This is a genomic window from Pseudomonas synxantha BG33R (assembly GCF_000263715.2).
GTDB lineage: Bacteria > Pseudomonadota > Gammaproteobacteria > Pseudomonadales > Pseudomonadaceae > Aquipseudomonas > Aquipseudomonas synxantha_A.
In genome coordinates this window covers 6,009,539-6,025,964 of the sequence record NZ_CM001514.1, presented here as the reverse complement: position 1 = coordinate 6,025,964, position 16,426 = coordinate 6,009,539, and the positions used below count along the sequence as shown (strand labels likewise).

The following is a 16,426-nucleotide window of genomic DNA, read 5'->3' as shown; positions in this document are numbered from 1 at the left end:
TTAGCGTCCAGTGTGATGGGTTTGGCCCGTGAGGGTCTTGATATCGGTCAGTTAAAGCAGCTGAAGGATGGCCGCCCATTGTTCAGGCGTGACCGCCATGACCGAAAGCCGGCTGCCTTTCTGCACCAGCGGCATTTCGGCAAGAGCGGTTTGCTGCTTTAGATAGCCCAGGCCCAGCACCTTGGGGAAGGTGTTGGCGTGGCCCACGGTGATGGCACTCCACGGATTTTTCTCCGCACTGGCCTTGGCGTCGAAGTAGTGGCTGTCCGGTTCCAGCGCTGTAGGATCCGGGTAGGCGGCCTCGACGATTTTGCCGATGCCGGCAATGCCAGGCTCCGGACAGCTGGAGTGATAGAAGAAAAACTCATCGCCCACCGCCATGGCGCGCAGAAAGTTGCGCGCCTGATAGTTGCGCACCCCATCCCAGCGGGCTTCGCCGAGCTTTTCCAGATCCTTGATGGACAATTCGTCAGGCTCGGATTTCATCAGCCAGTAGGCCATTTTTGGGCTCCTGAAAAAGGCATTGGGCAAGTTGTCGGGCAATTGCATGACAAACCGACAGTCGGTTGGCGTCAAGGTTTGCGTGTTGGTTCACGTTACCGCAGAATGCGCGCTTTTAGGCTTGGCGCAGCTGCAACGGACTACTTTGGAACGTTGTTGTCATCGTGTACGAGGTGCCTGAAGGGGGGCAATCGATGCAACGTAAACCGGATTTACTATGGATTTTGGTTATTTTGTTTGGTCTGGGCGTTGTGACCACCGGGTATGCCCAGAGCTTGTGGTCGAACAAGGCCGACGCACCGGTTGAACTCTCGCCAGTGCAGCAACAATTCAAGCGTTAATACGGCTTCAAGGCGTCGCTGGTTCCAGCGACGTTTCTGCAACATACCAGTGCTTATCGGTGACAGTGCCCGCCAGCGGCACGTCCCAACTTGCCTGCGCCAAGCGTTCTACCTGCTGACATTCATGGGCCAACCCCAGCAAGGTCGGCTTGCGCCAGCTTTTGCGCCTGGCCAGGTAAGCCAGGCTGCGGTCGTAGAATCCGCCACCCATGCCCAGGCGCCCGCCTTCGCGATCGAACCCCACCAACGGCAACAGCACCAGGTCGAGCGCCCAGACCTTGCGCTGCTGGTGGACATTGACCCGCGGCTCAAGAATGCCAAAGCGGTTGGGCGACAACTTATCCCCAGGCCGCACGCGCTGGAACACCATCTTGGTGCGCGGCCAGGCACTCAGTACCGGCAGATAGGTGGCCTTGCCACGGCGCTGCGCCGCGCGCAGCAGCAGGCGCGGATCGATTTCACCGTCCGTCGGCAGGTATAAGGAAATATGTTTGGACCGGCGAAACAGCGGGTGCTGTGCCAGTTGCCGGTACAGGCCAAGGGCGGCCTGGCGCTGCTCGCTCGGCGTGAGGGCACGGCGGGCCTTGCGCAACATGCGTCGAAGTTGCGGACGGGACAGCGGCGCAGGTTCGGTCATGGCTTATCGGCTCATAAAACAATGCCAGTCCTGGGACTGGCATTGAGTTTGGGAATTCAGGCTCCCCGACAGAGCCGCTGTCGACTTAGCCCTTGAACCCGAAAGTTCAAGGTGGAAGAAGCAGTAGGCTTTAAGGCTTTCCGTCTAGCGGACATGCACACCAGCCCAACGTGCAACTTCCAGGGTAGTGCGAATCGGCTCAGGGACATCGCCGACTGGCAAACACGCCAGGGAGTGGGGCGAGTATACCTTAAACAGACTCGGCAATCAGCCCTTGGGTGCGTCGGAATCGGTGGAAAGCACCAGATCCACGCGCTCGAGCAGGTCACGCACTTGCTCGCGGGTCGAGCCGCTGGCCTGCACGTCAGGGCGTTCCTGCTTGTGCAGCAGATCGTGGGTGATATTCAGCGCGGCCATCACGGCGATGCGGTCGGCGCCGATCACTTTGCCGCTGCTGCGGATTTCGCGCATCTTGCCGTCCAGGTAACGGGCAGCGCTCACCAGATTGCTGCGTTCTTCCTGGGGGCAGATGATCGAATATTCTTTGTCGAGGATCTGCACGGTAACGCTATTGCTTGAACTCATGAGTCTTGCTCCAGGGCCTTCAGGCGCGAAATCATCGATTCGACCTTACGCCGGGCGATTTCGTTTTTTTCAATGAGGTGAGCGCGTTCCTCGCGCCAGGTCTTTTCCTGAGCTAATAGGAGTCCGTTTTGACTCTTTAGTTGCTCGACCCGATCAATTAGCAGTTCGAGTCTGGCCATCAGCGCTTGCAGGTCGGTGTCTTCCATTGGGTTCCACTGGATTTGTCTGATGAATGGCAACTGCAGGATAAACGATCTGACGCCCTCGATAGTCTTGGTGCGTCTGCCGGTGCTAGGATACAGCGCTCCATTCTAGACATTGCGCCGTCTGGCGCCTAGCTCACCATGCCCATTCAGAATTCCCCGTACGACGCTTTTTCCAAACTGCTGAGCACCAGCGGTCACCCATGCTCGCCTGCCGAACTGCACGGCGTGCTGTTGGGCCGCAGTTGCACTGGTGTGGGCTTTGATGCCGACAACTGGTTGGCCGACGTGGCCGAGCTGCTCGAAACCGAACCGACCGAAAACGTGCGTAACGCGCTGATCGGCCTGCAAGAGATGGTCAAGGGCGAGCTGACCGGTGACGACGTCACCGTGGTTCTGCTGCTGCCGACCGACGACGCCCCGCTCACTGAGCGCGCTGCCGCGCTGGGTCAATGGTGCCAGGGTTTCCTCCACGGTTTCGGCGTGAACGCCGGTGGCCTGGAGCTTAGCAACGACGCCAAGGAAGTGCTGCAGGACCTGGCGGCCATCTCCCAGGTGCAAGATGCCCTGGAAGAGTCCGAAGACGGCGAAGGCGACTATATGGAAGTGATGGAATACCTGCGCGTCGCGCCGTTGCTGCTGTTCACCGAGACCAAAAAGTCTGCTGAACCTGCTGCACCCAAGCCTTCGCTGCATTAAGAAAGGAACCCCATCTGCCCATGATCCATATCCCCAAAGCGGAATACACCCGTCGCCGCAAGGCGCTCATGGCGCAGATGGAACCCAACAGCATCGCGATCCTGCCGGCCGCCGCCGTGGCGATCCGCAACCGCGATGTCGAGCATGTCTACCGCCAGGACAGCGACTTCCAGTACCTCAGCGGTTTCCCCGAGCCCGAAGCGGTGATCGTGCTGATGCCCGGTCGCCAGCATGGCGAATACGTGTTGTTCTGCCGTGAGCGCAACGCTGAGCGCGAGCTGTGGGACGGCCTGCGCGCCGGCACTGAAGGCGCGATCCGCGACTTTGGCGCCGACGACGCATTCCCTATCACTGATATCGACGACATCCTGCCCGGCCTGATCGAAGGCCGCGACCGGGTATATTCGGCCATGGGCAGCAACGCCGAATTCGACCGGCATGTGATGGAGTGGATCAACGTGATCCGTTCCAAAGCGCACTTGGGCGCCCAGCCGCCGAACGAATTCGTTGCCCTGGATCATCTGCTCCACGACATGCGCCTGTATAAATCGGCGGCAGAGGTGAGGGTGATGCGCGAAGCGGCGCGCATTTCCTGCGCGGCCCATGTGCGGGCGATGCAGGCCAGCCGTGCGGGTTTGCATGAGTTCAGCCTGGAGGCCGAGCTGGATTACGAGTTCCGTAAGGGCGGTGCGAAAATGCCAGCCTACGGTTCCATCGTCGCCGCCGGGCGCAACAGCTGCATCCTGCATTACCAGCAGAATGACGCGTTGCTCAAGGATGGCGACTTGGTGCTGATCGACGCCGGTTGTGAGATCGACTGCTACGCCAGCGACATCACCCGCACCTGGCCGGTCAACGGCAAGTTTTCGCCCGAACAAAAGGCGATCTACGAAATTGTGCTGGCCTCCCAGGAAGCCGCCTTTGCGCAGATCGCACCGAACAAGCATTGGAACCAGGCCCATGAAGCTACCGTGCAGGTCATCACCGCCGGGTTGGTGAAGTTGGGGTTGCTGCAAGGTGACGTTGACGAACTGATCGCCAGCGAAGCCTACCGCGCCTTCTACATGCACCGCGCCGGCCACTGGCTGGGCATGGATGTGCATGATGTGGGCGAGTACAAGGTCGGCGGTGAATGGCGTGTGCTGGAAGTCGGCATGGCCTTGACCGTGGAGCCGGGGATCTATATTTCACCGGACAACCAGAATGTGGCAAAGAAATGGCGTGGCATTGGCGTACGCATCGAGGATGACGTGATAGTGACCAAGCAAGGCTGTGAAATCCTGACCGGCGCGGTGCCCAAGACCGTTGCCGAGATCGAAGCACTGATGGCGGCTGCCCGATGAGCCGGGTCAACCTGGCGATTATTGGTGGTGGCCTGGTGGGTGCCAGCCTGGCCCTGGCGTTGCAGGCCGGGGCCAAGGCACGTGGCTGGAAGATCGTGCTGATCGAACCCTTTGCCCCGGGCGACAGCTACCAGCCCAGTTACGATGCGCGTTCTTCGGCGCTGTCCTTTGGTGCCCGGCAGATTTATCAGCGTCTGGGCCTGTGGCAGGACATTGCCCGCCGCGCCGAGCCGATCAAGCAGATCCACGTATCGGACCGCGGGCGTTTCTCTACCGCGCGCTTGTCCGCCATGGAAGAGGGCGTACCGGCCCTGGGCTATGTGGTGGAAAACGCCTGGCTGGGCCAATGCCTGTGGCAAGGCCTGGATAAAGACGTCGTCAGCTGGCGCTGCCCCGCGGAAGTCACGCGCATGGAGCCGCTGCCTGATGGCTATCGCCTGACCCTCAACGATGAAACCGTGCTGGAATGCGACCTCGCGGTGTTGGCCGACGGCGGCCGCTCCGGCCTGCGTGAGCAACTGGGCATTGGCGTGAAGACCCGGCCCTACAACCAGAGCGCACTGATCGCCAATATCACCCCGAGCGAAGCCCACAATGGCGAAGCGTTCGAGCGCTTTACCGATGAGGGGCCGATGGCCTTGTTGCCGCTGCCGGACAACCGCTGTGCGCTGGTCTGGACCCGCATCGGCATGGACGCCCAGCGCCTGGCCGATCTTGACGAGCGCAGCTTCCTGAGCGAGTTGCAGGGCGTATTCGGTTATCGCCTGGGCACCCTCAAGCAAGTGGGCGCCCGTCATCTGTACCCGCTGACCCTGGTGGAAGCCGAAGAGCAAGTGCGCTCGAATCTTGCGGTCCTCGGCAATGCCGCCCACAGCCTGCACCCGATTGCCGGGCAGGGGTTCAACCTGTCCCTGCGCGATGCCAATGCCTTGGCCGAAGCCTTGTTGGCCGGCCCGGCAGTGCCAGGTGACCTGGCGACGTTGCAAGGCTATCGGGATCGCCAGCGCCTGGACCAACAACTGACCGTAGGCTTCTCCGATCAGGTCACACGCTTGTTTGGCAGCGGCCAGCCGCTAATGGCGCTGGGCCGTAACCTGGGCCTGCTCGGCCTGGACCTGTTGCCGCCGGCCAAACGCTGGTTCGCCCGCCAGGCAATGGGGCTGGGGGTGCGCTCTGATGTTTGAGCCGGCCCATCACTTTATTGGCGGCCTGTGCCGCACACGAGACAAGGCTTAAAGCATGGACATGCGCGCAGATGTGCTGATTGTCGGGGCCGGAATGGTCGGAAGCGCCCTGGCGCTGGCATTGCAGGGCAGCGGCTTGCAGGTGCTGCTGCTCGACGGCAGCCCGCTAAGCGTCAAACCGTTTGAACCGCAGGCGGCGTTTGAGCCGCGGGTGAGCGCGTTGTCGGCGGCCAGCCAGCGCATCCTCGAACGCCTGGGCGTGTGGGACGGTATCGTCGCGCGTCGCGCCAGCCCTTACGGCGAGATGCAGGTGTGGGACGGCAGCGGTACCGGGCAGATTCACTTTTCGGCAGCCAGCGTGCATGCCGAGGTGCTCGGGCATATCGTCGAAAACCGTGTGGTGCAGGATGCCTTGCTGGAGCGCTTGCACGACTGCGACCTCGGCCTGCTGGCCAATGCGCGCCTTGAGCAGATGCGCCGCTCCGGCGATGACTGGCTGCTGACCCTGGCTGATGGGCGCAAATTGCGTGCGCCGCTGGTGGTGGCCGCCGATGGCGCCAACTCCGCAGTACGCCGCCTGACCGGCACCCCGACCCGCGAGTGGGATTACCTGCATAACGCGATCGTGACCAGCGTGCGCAGCAGCCAGCCGCACCAGCGCACGGCCTGGCAACGCTTTACCGATACCGGCCCGCTGGCGTTCCTGCCGCTGGTACGGGATGGGCAGGAAGATTGGTGTTCGATTGTCTGGTCGACCACGCCGGCTGAATCCGAGCGCCTGATGGCCCTGGATGATGAACGCTTCTGCCGGGAGCTGGAGTGCGCCTTCGAAGGGCGCCTGGGCACTGTGGTCAGTGCCGACCCGCGCGTTTGCGTGCCGTTACGCCAGCGCCATGCCAAACGCTACGTGGCCGAGGGCCTGGCACTGATCGGTGATGCTGCCCACGTGATTCACCCGTTGGCGGGGCAGGGCGTAAACCTGGGCTTTCTTGATGCGGCGGTACTGGCCGAGGTGTTGTTGGCGGCCACCGAGCGCGGCGAGCGCCTGGCGGATGTGAAGGTGCTGAGCCGTTACGAGCGGCGGCGCATGCCCCACAACCTGGCGCTGATGGCGGCGATGGAAGGCTTCGAGCGCTTGTTCCAGGCCGATCAACTGCCGCTGCGCTGGCTGCGTAATGCCGGCCTGAAAATCGTCGACCAGATGCCTGAAGCCAAGGCAGTGTTTGTGCGCCAGGCGCTAGGTTTGACTGGCGATCTACCAGAACTCGCTAAACCCTGAATTGAAATACAGTCCCCTGTGGGAGGGGGCTTGCCCCCGATGAGGCCCTCAACCCTCGCGCATATTCGGGCTGTGCAACATCTGGTAACGCCTCCGCCGAGCGTTACCAAATGTGAGTCCTTATCATTTGCCCTCAATTTGCAAATGAGAGACCGCACCCATGTTGGCACCCAAGCGCCTCCTGACTGCCCTGGCACTCACCCTGATCGGCAGCACCACTGTGCAGGCAGCCGACGAAGTCGTGGTCTACTCCTCGCGCATTGACGAGCTGATCAAGCCGGTATTCGATGCCTATACCCAGAAGACCGGGGTGCAGGTCAAGTTCATCACCGACAAGGAAGCGCCGCTGATGCAGCGCATCAAGGCCGAGGGCGAGAACGCCACCGCCGATCTGCTGCTCACCGTCGACGCCGGCAACCTCTGGCAGGCCGAGCAAATGGGCATCCTGCAACCGTTCACTTCCGCTGTGATCGACAAGAATATCCCGCTGCAATATCGCTCATCGGCCCACGCCTGGACCGGCTTGAGCCTGCGTGCGCGCACTATCGCCTATTCCACCGAGCGGGTGGAACCGGGCGAACTGACCACCTACGAAGCCCTGGCCGACAAGCAATGGGAAGGCCGCCTGTGCCTGCGTACCGCGAAAAAAGTCTACAACCAGTCACTGACCGCCACGTTGATCGAAACCCATGGCGCGGCCAAGACCGAAGAGATCGTCAAGGGCTGGGTCAACAACCTGTCCACCGACGTGTTCTCCGATGACATCGCCGTGCTGGAAGCCATCAATGCCGGACAGTGCGACGTGGGTATCGTCAACACCTACTACTACGGCCGCCTGCACAAGCAGAAGCCGGATCTGGCGGTGAAACTGTTCTGGCCGAACCAGGGCGACCGTGGCGTGCATGTGAACCTGTCGGGCATAGGCCTGACCAAGCACGCGCCGCACCCGCAAGCAGCCAAGGCGCTGGTGGAGTGGATGACCACGCCTGAGGCGCAGAAAATCTTTGCCGACGTGAACCAGGAGTTCCCGGCCAACCCGGCGGTACCGCCATCGGCGGAAGTGGCGAGCTGGGGCAAGTTCGTGGCCGATACCTTACCGGTAGAAGTGGCGGGCAAGCGCCAGGCTGAGGCAATCCGGCTGATGGATCGCGCTGGCTGGAACTGAATGTGTAAATTGCCACAGATCTAAATGTGGGAGGGGGCTTGCCCCCGATAGCGGGGTATCAGTCTAATCATCATTGACTGGCACTCCGCTATCGGGAGCAAGCCCCCTCCCACATTGTTTTGAGTTTGTCTTCAAATAGTCTGTTCTATAGAGAGCTTTTCCTTGGCCCACCCCGCCCAACGCCGCTGGTACCTGCCGGTCTTCACCGTCGCCGCCCTGGTGCTGCTGCCGCTGAGCGTGCTGCTGCTGTCCTGGCAGAGCATCGACCATCAGATCTGGTCCCATCTCTGGGATACCCAGATGCCTCGATTGCTGGGCAACACCTTGACCCTGGTGCTCGGCGTCGGTCTTGGCGTGACACTGTTGGGCGTCAGCCTGGCCTGGCTGACCAGCCTCTGCGAATTCCCCGGGCGACGTTGGCTCGATTGGGCGCTGATGCTGCCCTTTGCGATCCCGGCTTATGTGCTGGCCTTCGTGTTCGTCGGTCTGCTGGATTTTGCAGGGCCCGTGCAGACTCTGCTGCGCGAATGGTTCGGCAATGGGCTGCGTTTGCCGCGAGTGCGCTCCACCAGCGGCGTGATCATCGTGTTGGTGCTGGTGTTCTATCCTTACGTCTACCTGCTGGCGCGCACGGCGTTTCTGGCCCAGGGCAAAGGCTTGATGGAAGCGGCGCGGGTATTGGGACAATCGCCATGGCAAGCATTCTGGCGCGTGGCGTTGCCGATGGCGCGACCAGCGATTGGTGCCGGTGTGGCCCTGGCGTTGATGGAGACCCTGGCAGATTTCGGCGCCGTCTCGGTGTTCAATTTCGACACCTTCACCACGGCTATCTACAAAACCTGGTATGGCTTTTTCAGCCTTTCCAGCGCCGCGCAACTGGCCAGCCTGTTGCTGCTGGTTGTGATGTTGGTGCTGTATGGCGAACGGCGCGCGCGTGGAGCCAGCCGACCGAGCAATGAGCGGCCACGCGGCAAGGCGTTGTACCACCTGCACGGATTCAAGGCCGTGGCGGCCAGCGCCTGGTGCGGCCTGGTATTTGCCTGTGCGTTTGTGATCCCGATGCTGCAACTGGTGGCCTGGTTCTGGCAGCGCGGGCGCTTCGACCTGGATGAGCGCTATACGGGCCTGATCGTCCACACCCTCTACCTGGGCGGTATTGCCGCGCTGATTACGGTCAGCGTGGCGATGATCCTGGCCTTTGCCAACCGCCTGGCGCCGACCCGGGCGATTCGCTCCGGCATCAGCCTGGCCAATGTCGGTTATGCCTTGCCGGGCTCGGTGCTGGCGGTGTCGATCATGTTGGCGTTCAGTTACCTGGACCGCGAGCTGGTGGTGCCACTGTCCGGCTGGCTGGGCGGCGCGGGCAGGCCCGTGCTGTTGGGCAGCCTGTCGGCATTGGTGCTGGCTTACCTGGTACGGTTCCTGGCAGTGGCCTACGGGCCTTTGGAAAACAGCCTGGCGCGCATTCGCCCGTCATTGCCCGAAGCTGCACGCAGCCTTGGGGTGAGCGGTCCACGACTGTTTTGCAAAGTGTATCTGCCGTTGTTGTTGCCCGGCACCTTGAGCGCGGCGCTGCTGGTGTTCGTGGATGTACTCAAGGAAATGCCCGCGACATTGCTGATGCGCCCGTTTGGCTGGGACACGCTGGCGGTACGGATCTTCGAGATGACCAGTGAAGGTGAATGGGCGCGGGCTTCTTTGCCGGCGTTGACCCTGGTGCTGGTCGGGTTGTTGCCGGTCATCGGGCTGATCCGTCGCTCTGCTCGGCAAATCGGTTAGGTGCCAGTCCTACGGCTTGAGGCTACAATGCGCGGCATTCGGTGCGCTCCGTCTTTCGGATCGACCTGCTGTATGTGGCTGTGGGCCTTGTAAATCAAGGTGTTCGGCGCAAGTGGCAGCTCTGCGCACCTTCGCCAAGCCCGGAAGGAGAAACCCATGGGACAGCGTACGCCTTTGTATGACCTGCATCTCGCCCTCGGCGCGAAAATGGTCGATTTTGGCGGTTGGGATATGCCTTTGCATTACGGCTCGCAGGTTGAAGAACACCATCAGGTGCGGCGCGACTGTGGGGTGTTCGATGTATCTCATATGACCGTAATCGATGTCACCGGCCCTCAGGCCAAGGAATGGCTTCAGCACCTGCTGGCCAATGATGTCGATCGATTGCACGGCTGCGGCCGTGCGCTGTACAGCGCCATGCTCAACGAGCAAGGCGGAGTGGTGGACGACATGATCGTCTACCGCACCGAAACCGGTTACCGGTTGGTGGTCAATGCCGCCACCCGCGATCAGGATATGGCCTGGATGCAGGCGCAACTGGGCGATTACCAGGTGCAGCTGCATGAGCGGTCCGAATTGGCCATGCTTGCCATCCAAGGGCCCCACGCCCGGCATAAAATCGCCGAACTGGTCACTCAGTCCCGTGGCATCCTGATCCACCAGCTCAAGCCGTTCGAAGGCCACGCCGACGGCGACTGGTTTATCGCCCGTACCGGCTACACCGGCGAAGACGGTCTGGAAATTGTCCTGCCCGCCGACCAGGCACCGGGTTTTTTCAACGATCTGGTGGGCGCGGGCATTTCACCTATCGGCCTCGGTGCCCGCGATACCTTGCGCCTGGAGGCCGGCATGAACCTGTACGGCCAGGATATCCATCAGCAGGTATCGCCCCTGGCGGCCAATATGGCCTGGAGCATTGCCTGGGAACCTGCCGGGCGCAATTTTATCGGTCGTGCTGCGCTGGAAGCGGAAAAGGCAGCCGGTGTGCAGTTCAAATTGGTCGGGCTGGTGCTGGAAGAGCGTGGAGTTTTACGCGCTCACCAGGTGGTTCGTATCGCCAATGTTGGCGAAGGAGAGATCACCAGTGGTAGTTTCTCGCCTACGCTAAGCAAATCCATTGCCCTGGCGCGCGTACCGGCGGCGACTGCCGACCGGGCCGAAGTGGAAATCCGCGGCAAGTGGTACCCGGTTCGAGTGGTCAAGCCGACCTTCGTACGCCATGGCAAAACCTTGATCTAACTATTTTCCGGCAGGCCAATGGCCGCTGACATTTCTTCTTGAGGACACAGACTATGAGCAATATCCCTGCCGACCTGCGTTTTGCCGAAAGTCACGAATGGGCCCGTCTGGAAGCTGATGGCACCGTGACTGTCGGCATCTCCGACCATGCACAGGAAGCTTTGGGTGATGTGGTGTTTGTTGAGTTGGCAGAGGTGGGTGCCAATTTTGAAGCGCAAGGCCAGGCGGGTGTGGTTGAGTCGGTGAAAGCTGCTTCGGATATCTACTCGCCGATTGCCGGCGAAGTGATTGCTGTCAACGAAGAGCTGAGTGGCAGCCCTGAGCTGCTGAACTCTGACCCTTACGGCGCCTGGATCTTCAAGCTCAAGCCAAGCGACAAGGCTGAACTGGACAAGCTACTCGACGCTGCCGGCTACAAAGCCGCTATCGGCGACTAAACGCAATAGCTGCAACAGCACACATCAATGTGGGAGCTGGCTTGCCTGCGATTGGATCACCCGTGTATCAGCGATACACCGAGGTGCCCGCATCGCAGGCAAGCCAGCTCCCACAGTTGATTGGGGTGTGCCTGCTGGTTGTGTTCAGTCTTTTTTCAGTACCGCTTTAACCGCCGCTACAGCCCGCTCCACATCTGCCTCTGTCATCGCCGTAAACATCGGCAACGACACGATCAAACGCCCAACACGCTCCGCCACCGGGAACATGCCTTCCTTGAAACCCTGTGTCCGATACAGGCTCAGCAAGTGGATCGGCGGGTAGTGATAGCCAATGCCAACGCCGTGGGCCTGCATCTGCTCCATGAACGTTGCGCGAGCAGGCAAGCCGTCTTGGCGCTCCGGCAACACCAGTTGGAACAGGTGCCAGTTGCTGTTCTCGAAGTCCGCCGGCGGCAGTTGCGCGCCATATTTCTCTTCGAAGTCACTGCCAAAACACTGGAAGTAGTGGCGTGCCAGGTGCTGGCGGTGGGCCGTGATCTTCTCGATATGTGCAAACTGCCCCAGGCCAATGGCGGCGGCGATGTCGGTCATGTTGAACTTGCCACCCAGGACATCCACATCCAGGCCATCGAAACCGGTGCGGGTCACGCCCTGCAGGCGATACTTCTCTGCCAGGCGAGCCTCCTCGGCGTTGTTCAACACCAGGCAGCCACCCTCGGATGAGGTGATGTTCTTGTTCGCCTGAAAGCTGAACGACACGAAGTCACCGGTTGCACCGATGCGTTCCCCGTCCCAGCTGGAGCCCAAGGCTTGCGCGGCGTCTTCGACGATACGCAGGTTGTACTTGTTGGCCAGCGCGTAAAGCATCGGCATGTCCAGGGGCAAGCCCGCCAGGTAGACCGGGATGATCGCTTTGGTACGTGGTGTGATTGCCGCCTCAACCTGGGCCAGGTCAATGTTGCGGGTAATCGGGTCGATATCGGCGAACACTGGAGTAGCGCCGACTTCGAGGATGACGTTGGCGGTGGCCACCCAGGAAATCGGTGTCGTGATGACTTCATCCCCAGGCCCGATACCGGCGATGCGCAAGGCGATCTCCATGGTGCAGGTGCCCGAGTTGAAGGTGCGCACCGGCCGCCCGCCAAAGTATTCCGACAACTGCGCCTCGAACGCCTGCACTTTTGGCCCGCTGGTGATCCAGCCGGATCGCAGGACATCGCCGACTGCCGAAATGGTGGCTTCATCAATGGTCGGTTTGGAAAACGGCAGGAAAGGCTGTTGGCTCATGACGAAGAAGGCATCCGTTCAAGATAGGCGATGAATGTTAAACGTGTCAGTAACGCATGGTTGCACGGCAAGACTGAATATAGCCTGTCGCTTATGAACGATTCGTCATAGGGCAGGCAAAAAAATGCCGCTTGAAAAAGCGGCATTTTTTATCGGTGCGGCTGTTACTCGGTTACAGCATTCTTCGCCAGGATGGCGTTAGCCAGTTCCATGTCCGTGGCCTGAAGGCCAGGGTTGTCGGCGCGGACCTTCTGCATGGCCGCTTCCAGGTACGGGCCGCGGATGCCGCCGTCGCTGGCGACGAAGCTGCCGGCGTCGTCCTGGGCGGCGACTACCAGCTTGTGGTCCTTGAATGTCAGGTAAGTCGAGCCAGTGGTGGCGCCCGACGAGATGACATTACGCCAAAAGCTATCGGCCATGGCTGAGCCGACAGGTAGGGAAAGCACAGCGAGGGTTGCGACAGCATATTTAAGACGCATGATGGGTGACTCCGGTGGGTTATCTGTACGTTTTGATTGTAGTTAAGTCGATCCAGTTCCATCACTGACTAAACAGTTTCAACCTCTAAAATCACCCCATCCTGGCCAACCACGCGTACTTGAGCGCCTGCTGGAGCATCGGCACCGGTGACCATCCACACGCCATCGCCGACTTTAATCTTGCCCCGGCCATCCACAATCGCCTGATGCACCATGAAGGTGCGCCCGATCAATTCGGAGCCACGCTCGTTCAACCCCGGTTGATCGCTGACCTTGGCGCTGCTGCGTTGGCGCTTCCACCAATACACGGCCGTCAGGATCGACAGCATGGCGAACAGCAGCAGCTGCCACTCAAGCCCGAGCGGCGGGACCAGGAACTTGATCACCCCCACTGCGGCCGCGGCGATACCCATCCACAGCAGGTACCCACCGGCGCCGAACACCTCAAGAATCAACAGCACAGTGCCCAGCGCCAACCAGTCCCAGAACGACAAATGCAGCAAAAAGTCCCACATGGTGTTGGCCTCAGCCTTTCTGGTTGCCGAAAGTCGCCTTGACGATTTCGCCGATACCGCCCACGGCGCCAATCACCTGGCTGGCTTCCAGCGGCATCAGGATGACCTTGCTGTTGTTGGCCGACGCCAGCTTGCCCAAGGCATCGATGTATTTTTGCGCGACGAAGTAGTTGACCGCCTGCACATTGCCCGACGCGATGGCTTCGGACACCACTTGTGTCGCCCGAGCTTCGGCCTCGGCCTGACGCTCACGCGCTTCGGACTCCAGGAACGCGGCCTGACGGCTACCTTCGGCTTCGAGGATCTGCGCCTGCTTCTTGCCTTCGGCGGTCAGGATTGCCGACGCACGCAGGCCCTCGGCTTCAAGGATCTGTGCACGCTTGATTCGCTCGGCTTTCATCTGGCCGGACATGGCGGCCATCAGGTCGGCGGGTGGGCTGATGTCCTTGATCTCGATACGGGTGATCTTGATGCCCCACGGCGCAGTGGCTTCGTCCACGGTGCGCAGCAGCTTCTCATTGATGCCATCACGCTGGCTGAGCATGGCATCAAGCTCCATGGAGCCCAGGACGGTACGGATATTGGTTTGCAGCAGGTTGCGGATCGCGTGTTCGAGGTTGTTGACCTCGTAGGCCGCCTGGGCGGTGTTGACCACCTGGAAGAAGCACACGGCATCGATCTGCACGGTGGCGTTGTCGGCAGTGATGACTTCCTGGGGCGGAATGTCCAGCACGCTTTCCATCACGTTGATCTTGCGACCGATGCGGTCCATGACCGGGATGATGATGTTCAGGCCGGGCTTGAGGGTGTTGGTGTAGCGGCCGAAACGTTCGACGGTCCATTGGTAGCCCTGGGGCACCACTTTGAAACCCATGAACAGGATGGCGATGGCCAAGCCCACGAAAAGAAGCAGTACGGTTCCGATCTGCATAGCGATTCCTTATCTGAAGATTTCAGTGAACGACGTTGGGCCGATTGTAGCGGTCTGGTCACCGATAAGGACGGTTTCACGGCCCAACAAATAAAGGATTTGTTTCTGAATCCCCAGGCGTGACCCGTAATATTTCCGTCATTGTGGTCACGCCGGCGTTCACTTTATCGATGCCGGCCATGCGCAAGCTGTTCATGCCCTGCGCGAGCGCCTCACGGCGTAGCGCCTGTATGTCCGTACCGGGAGTCACCAGCGCCTTGAGCGCTGGGTCCAACGGCATGATTTCATACAGCCCGGCTCGGCCTCGATAACCGCTGTCACGGCATTCCACACAACCGACGGCCTTGTAGCAGCCTATGTTCTCCACACCCGTCGGACGCTTGCAGTGGGTGCACAAAACCCTCACCAGACGCTGCGCCATGACGCCTATGAGTGTGGCCTTGATCAAATAATGAGCAATGCCAAGCTCCTGCAGTCGGCTGATGGCGCTGGGCGCATCGTTGGTATGCAGGGTCGAGAACACCAAGTGCCCGGTCAGTGCGGCCTGTATGGCCATTTCGGCGGTTTCCCGGTCACGGATTTCACCGATCATGATGATGTCCGGGTCCTGGCGCAGCAGGGCGCGGACGCCGCTGGCAAAGCTGAGGTCGATATTGTGTTGGACCTGCATTTGATTGAACGCCGGCTCGACCATTTCAATCGGGTCTTCTACCGTGCACAGGTTGACCTCTCGGGTCGCCAGTTGCTTGAGGGTGGTGTAGAGGGTGCTGGTCTTGCCCGAGCCGGTCGGGCCTGTGACCAGGATGATGCCGTTGGCTTGCCCAGTCATGGCGTGCCAGCGCTGCTGATCGGCGCTCGACAAGCCCAACTGGTCGAAGTCCTTGAGCAGCACCTGAGGGTCAAAAATCCGCATCACCAGCTTTTCGCCAAACGCCGTCGGCAGGGTCGAAAGGCGCAATTCCACTTCGGCGCCTGCCGGGTTCCTGGTCTTGACGCGACCATCCTGGGGTTTGCGTTTCTCGGCCACATTCATTCGCCCAAGACTTTTCAAGCGGCTGACCACTGCGGTGGTGACCTGAGGCGGAAATTGATAGACGTCATGCAACAGCCCGTCGATGCGAAAACGCACCCGGCCCTGATCGCGACAGGGTTCGATATGAATATCGCTGGCCCGTTGGGCAAAGGCGTACTGCAACAGCCAGTCGACGATATTGACGATATGCGCGTCATTGGCATCGGGCTCCTTGTCGCTGGCGCCGAGGCTGAGCAGTTCGACGTTGCCGGGTATCGCCATTTTCTGATCGGCGCCGCTGACTGACTTGGCCAAGCGGTAAAACTCGTGGAGGCAACGCTGGATTTCGCGGGGGTTGGCCACCACGCGCTTGATGGTGCGTTTGAGCACTTGAGCGAGCCCGGCTTCCCAGGCGCTGATATACGGCTGGGCGCTGGCGATCGTGACGCTTTGGGCATCCACGGCGACCGCAAGAATGCCGTGGCGCTGGGCGAAGGCATGGGACATCAACGGCACCACGCTCGCCACGTCGATCTTCAACGGGTCGATGCGCAGGTAAGGCTGACCTGCATGTTGTGCCAGCCATTGGGTCAGGGTCTCAAGACAAGGGCCTTGGGCTGCGATGCATTCCAGGGGATGTTGAGTGCAAGATGCTGCCTGAATGCTATGTGCCGCCTGCGCGGTAATCAGCCCTTGCTCGATCAACGCCGGCAATAACTGGTGCAGTTCCAAGGGGTGGTCGAGGGAGGCAGCGGTCATGCAGGTTTCCTGGGCGGTTTGGGGTGTAATCCCAGACTAGTCAGCCGCTGG

Annotated in this window: 18 protein-coding genes and 1 other RNA gene; 9 read left to right on the top strand and 10 right to left on the bottom strand. The window is 60.7% G+C overall.

All coding sequences use genetic code 11. The features are described from left to right. Positions 1–51 precede the first annotated feature (51 nt). Entirely contained in the window at positions 52–501 is a 450-nt protein-coding gene (locus PSEBG33_RS01195) for an EVE domain-containing protein (RefSeq protein ID WP_005792394.1), read from the bottom strand. A gap of 194 nt (positions 502–695) precedes the next feature. Between PSEBG33_RS01195 and PSEBG33_RS29640 the strand changes: the two genes are divergently transcribed. After that, positions 696–842, top strand: a complete 147-nt coding sequence (locus PSEBG33_RS29640) for a hypothetical protein (protein WP_005792392.1) — start codon at positions 696–698, stop codon at positions 840–842. Between the two features lie 7 nt (positions 843–849). On the opposite strand, the gene PSEBG33_RS01200 is transcribed toward PSEBG33_RS29640, so the two are convergent. The 4 genes from PSEBG33_RS01200 to PSEBG33_RS01210 all read right to left on the bottom strand — a co-directional run bounded on the left by PSEBG33_RS01200 (position 850) and on the right by PSEBG33_RS01210 (position 2,270). Further along, entirely contained in the window at positions 850–1,479 is a 630-nt protein-coding gene (locus tag PSEBG33_RS01200; RefSeq protein ID WP_005792391.1) for a 5-formyltetrahydrofolate cyclo-ligase, read from the bottom strand. 58 nt (positions 1,480–1,537) lie between these two features. Then, positions 1,538–1,716: non-coding RNA, 6S RNA (gene ssrS, locus PSEBG33_RS29185), on the bottom strand. Positions 1,717–1,746: 30 nt separating this feature from the next. Then, entirely contained in the window at positions 1,747–2,064 is a 318-nt protein-coding gene (locus tag PSEBG33_RS01205) for a cell division protein ZapA (protein ID WP_005792389.1), read from the bottom strand. Further along, positions 2,061–2,270 (bottom strand): TIGR02449 family protein, encoded by a 210-nt coding sequence (locus PSEBG33_RS01210; RefSeq protein ID WP_003177365.1) that lies wholly within the window; start codon positions 2,268–2,270, stop codon positions 2,061–2,063. Before PSEBG33_RS01210 ends, PSEBG33_RS01205 begins: the two co-directional genes overlap by 4 nt. 138 nt (positions 2,271–2,408) lie before the next feature. On the opposite strand from PSEBG33_RS01210, the gene PSEBG33_RS01215 reads away from it, so the two are divergent. From PSEBG33_RS01215 to gcvH, 8 genes are all read left to right on the top strand, one after another. After that, positions 2,409–2,966 carry a YecA family protein gene (locus PSEBG33_RS01215; protein ID WP_005792388.1) on the top strand — a complete coding sequence of 186 codons (558 nt, stop codon included), beginning with the start codon at positions 2,409–2,411 and terminating at the stop codon, positions 2,964–2,966. A gap of 20 nt (positions 2,967–2,986) precedes the next feature. Beyond that, the gene (gene pepP / locus PSEBG33_RS01220; RefSeq protein ID WP_005792387.1) at positions 2,987–4,309 is read left to right on the top strand and encodes a Xaa-Pro aminopeptidase; all 1,323 of its coding nucleotides are present in this window, start codon (positions 2,987–2,989) and stop codon (positions 4,307–4,309) included. Beyond that, entirely contained in the window at positions 4,306–5,493 is a 1,188-nt protein-coding gene (gene ubiH / locus PSEBG33_RS01225; RefSeq protein WP_005792386.1) for a 2-octaprenyl-6-methoxyphenyl hydroxylase, read from the top strand. Before pepP ends, ubiH begins: the two co-directional genes overlap by 4 nt. A 61-nt stretch (positions 5,494–5,554) precedes the next feature. Beyond that, on the top strand, positions 5,555–6,772 hold the full coding sequence (locus PSEBG33_RS01230; RefSeq protein WP_194440717.1) for a 2-octaprenyl-3-methyl-6-methoxy-1,4-benzoquinol hydroxylase: 1,218 nt from the start codon (positions 5,555–5,557) through the stop codon (positions 6,770–6,772). A gap of 160 nt (positions 6,773–6,932) precedes the next feature. After that, entirely contained in the window at positions 6,933–7,937 is a 1,005-nt protein-coding gene (locus PSEBG33_RS01235) for an extracellular solute-binding protein (RefSeq protein WP_005792384.1), read from the top strand. A 162-nt stretch (positions 7,938–8,099) separates the two neighbouring features. Beyond that, positions 8,100–9,716, top strand: a complete 1,617-nt coding sequence (locus tag PSEBG33_RS01240) for an ABC transporter permease (protein ID WP_005792383.1) — start codon at positions 8,100–8,102, stop codon at positions 9,714–9,716. Between the two features lie 156 nt (positions 9,717–9,872). Then, a complete protein-coding gene (gene gcvT, locus PSEBG33_RS01245) occupies positions 9,873–10,955 on the top strand; it encodes a glycine cleavage system aminomethyltransferase GcvT (RefSeq protein WP_005792381.1) in 1,083 nt (360 codons plus the stop codon). Positions 10,956–11,008: 53 nt separating this feature from the next. After that, a complete protein-coding gene (gene gcvH, locus PSEBG33_RS01250; protein WP_005792380.1) occupies positions 11,009–11,392 on the top strand; it encodes a glycine cleavage system protein GcvH in 384 nt (127 codons plus the stop codon). Positions 11,393–11,536: 144 nt separating this feature from the next. On the opposite strand, the gene PSEBG33_RS01255 is transcribed toward gcvH, so the two are convergent. From PSEBG33_RS01255 to PSEBG33_RS01275, 5 genes are all read right to left on the bottom strand, one after another. Further along, positions 11,537–12,679 (bottom strand): DegT/DnrJ/EryC1/StrS family aminotransferase, encoded by a 1,143-nt coding sequence (locus PSEBG33_RS01255; protein WP_005792378.1) that lies wholly within the window; start codon positions 12,677–12,679, stop codon positions 11,537–11,539. Between the two features lie 164 nt (positions 12,680–12,843). After that, positions 12,844–13,158: a DUF2388 domain-containing protein gene (locus tag PSEBG33_RS01260; RefSeq protein WP_003176799.1), complete on the bottom strand. Its 315-nt coding sequence runs from the start codon at positions 13,156–13,158 to the stop codon at positions 12,844–12,846. A gap of 68 nt (positions 13,159–13,226) precedes the next feature. Then, the gene (locus tag PSEBG33_RS01265) at positions 13,227–13,673 is read right to left on the bottom strand and encodes an NfeD family protein (protein ID WP_005792377.1); all 447 of its coding nucleotides are present in this window, start codon (positions 13,671–13,673) and stop codon (positions 13,227–13,229) included. 10 nt (positions 13,674–13,683) lie between these two features. Next, entirely contained in the window at positions 13,684–14,604 is a 921-nt protein-coding gene (locus PSEBG33_RS01270) for an SPFH domain-containing protein (RefSeq protein WP_003195285.1), read from the bottom strand. 76 nt (positions 14,605–14,680) lie between these two features. Continuing rightward, positions 14,681–16,375 (bottom strand): GspE/PulE family protein, encoded by a 1,695-nt coding sequence (locus tag PSEBG33_RS01275; RefSeq protein ID WP_005792376.1) that lies wholly within the window; start codon positions 16,373–16,375, stop codon positions 14,681–14,683. Between the last annotated feature and the right edge of the window lie 51 nt (positions 16,376–16,426).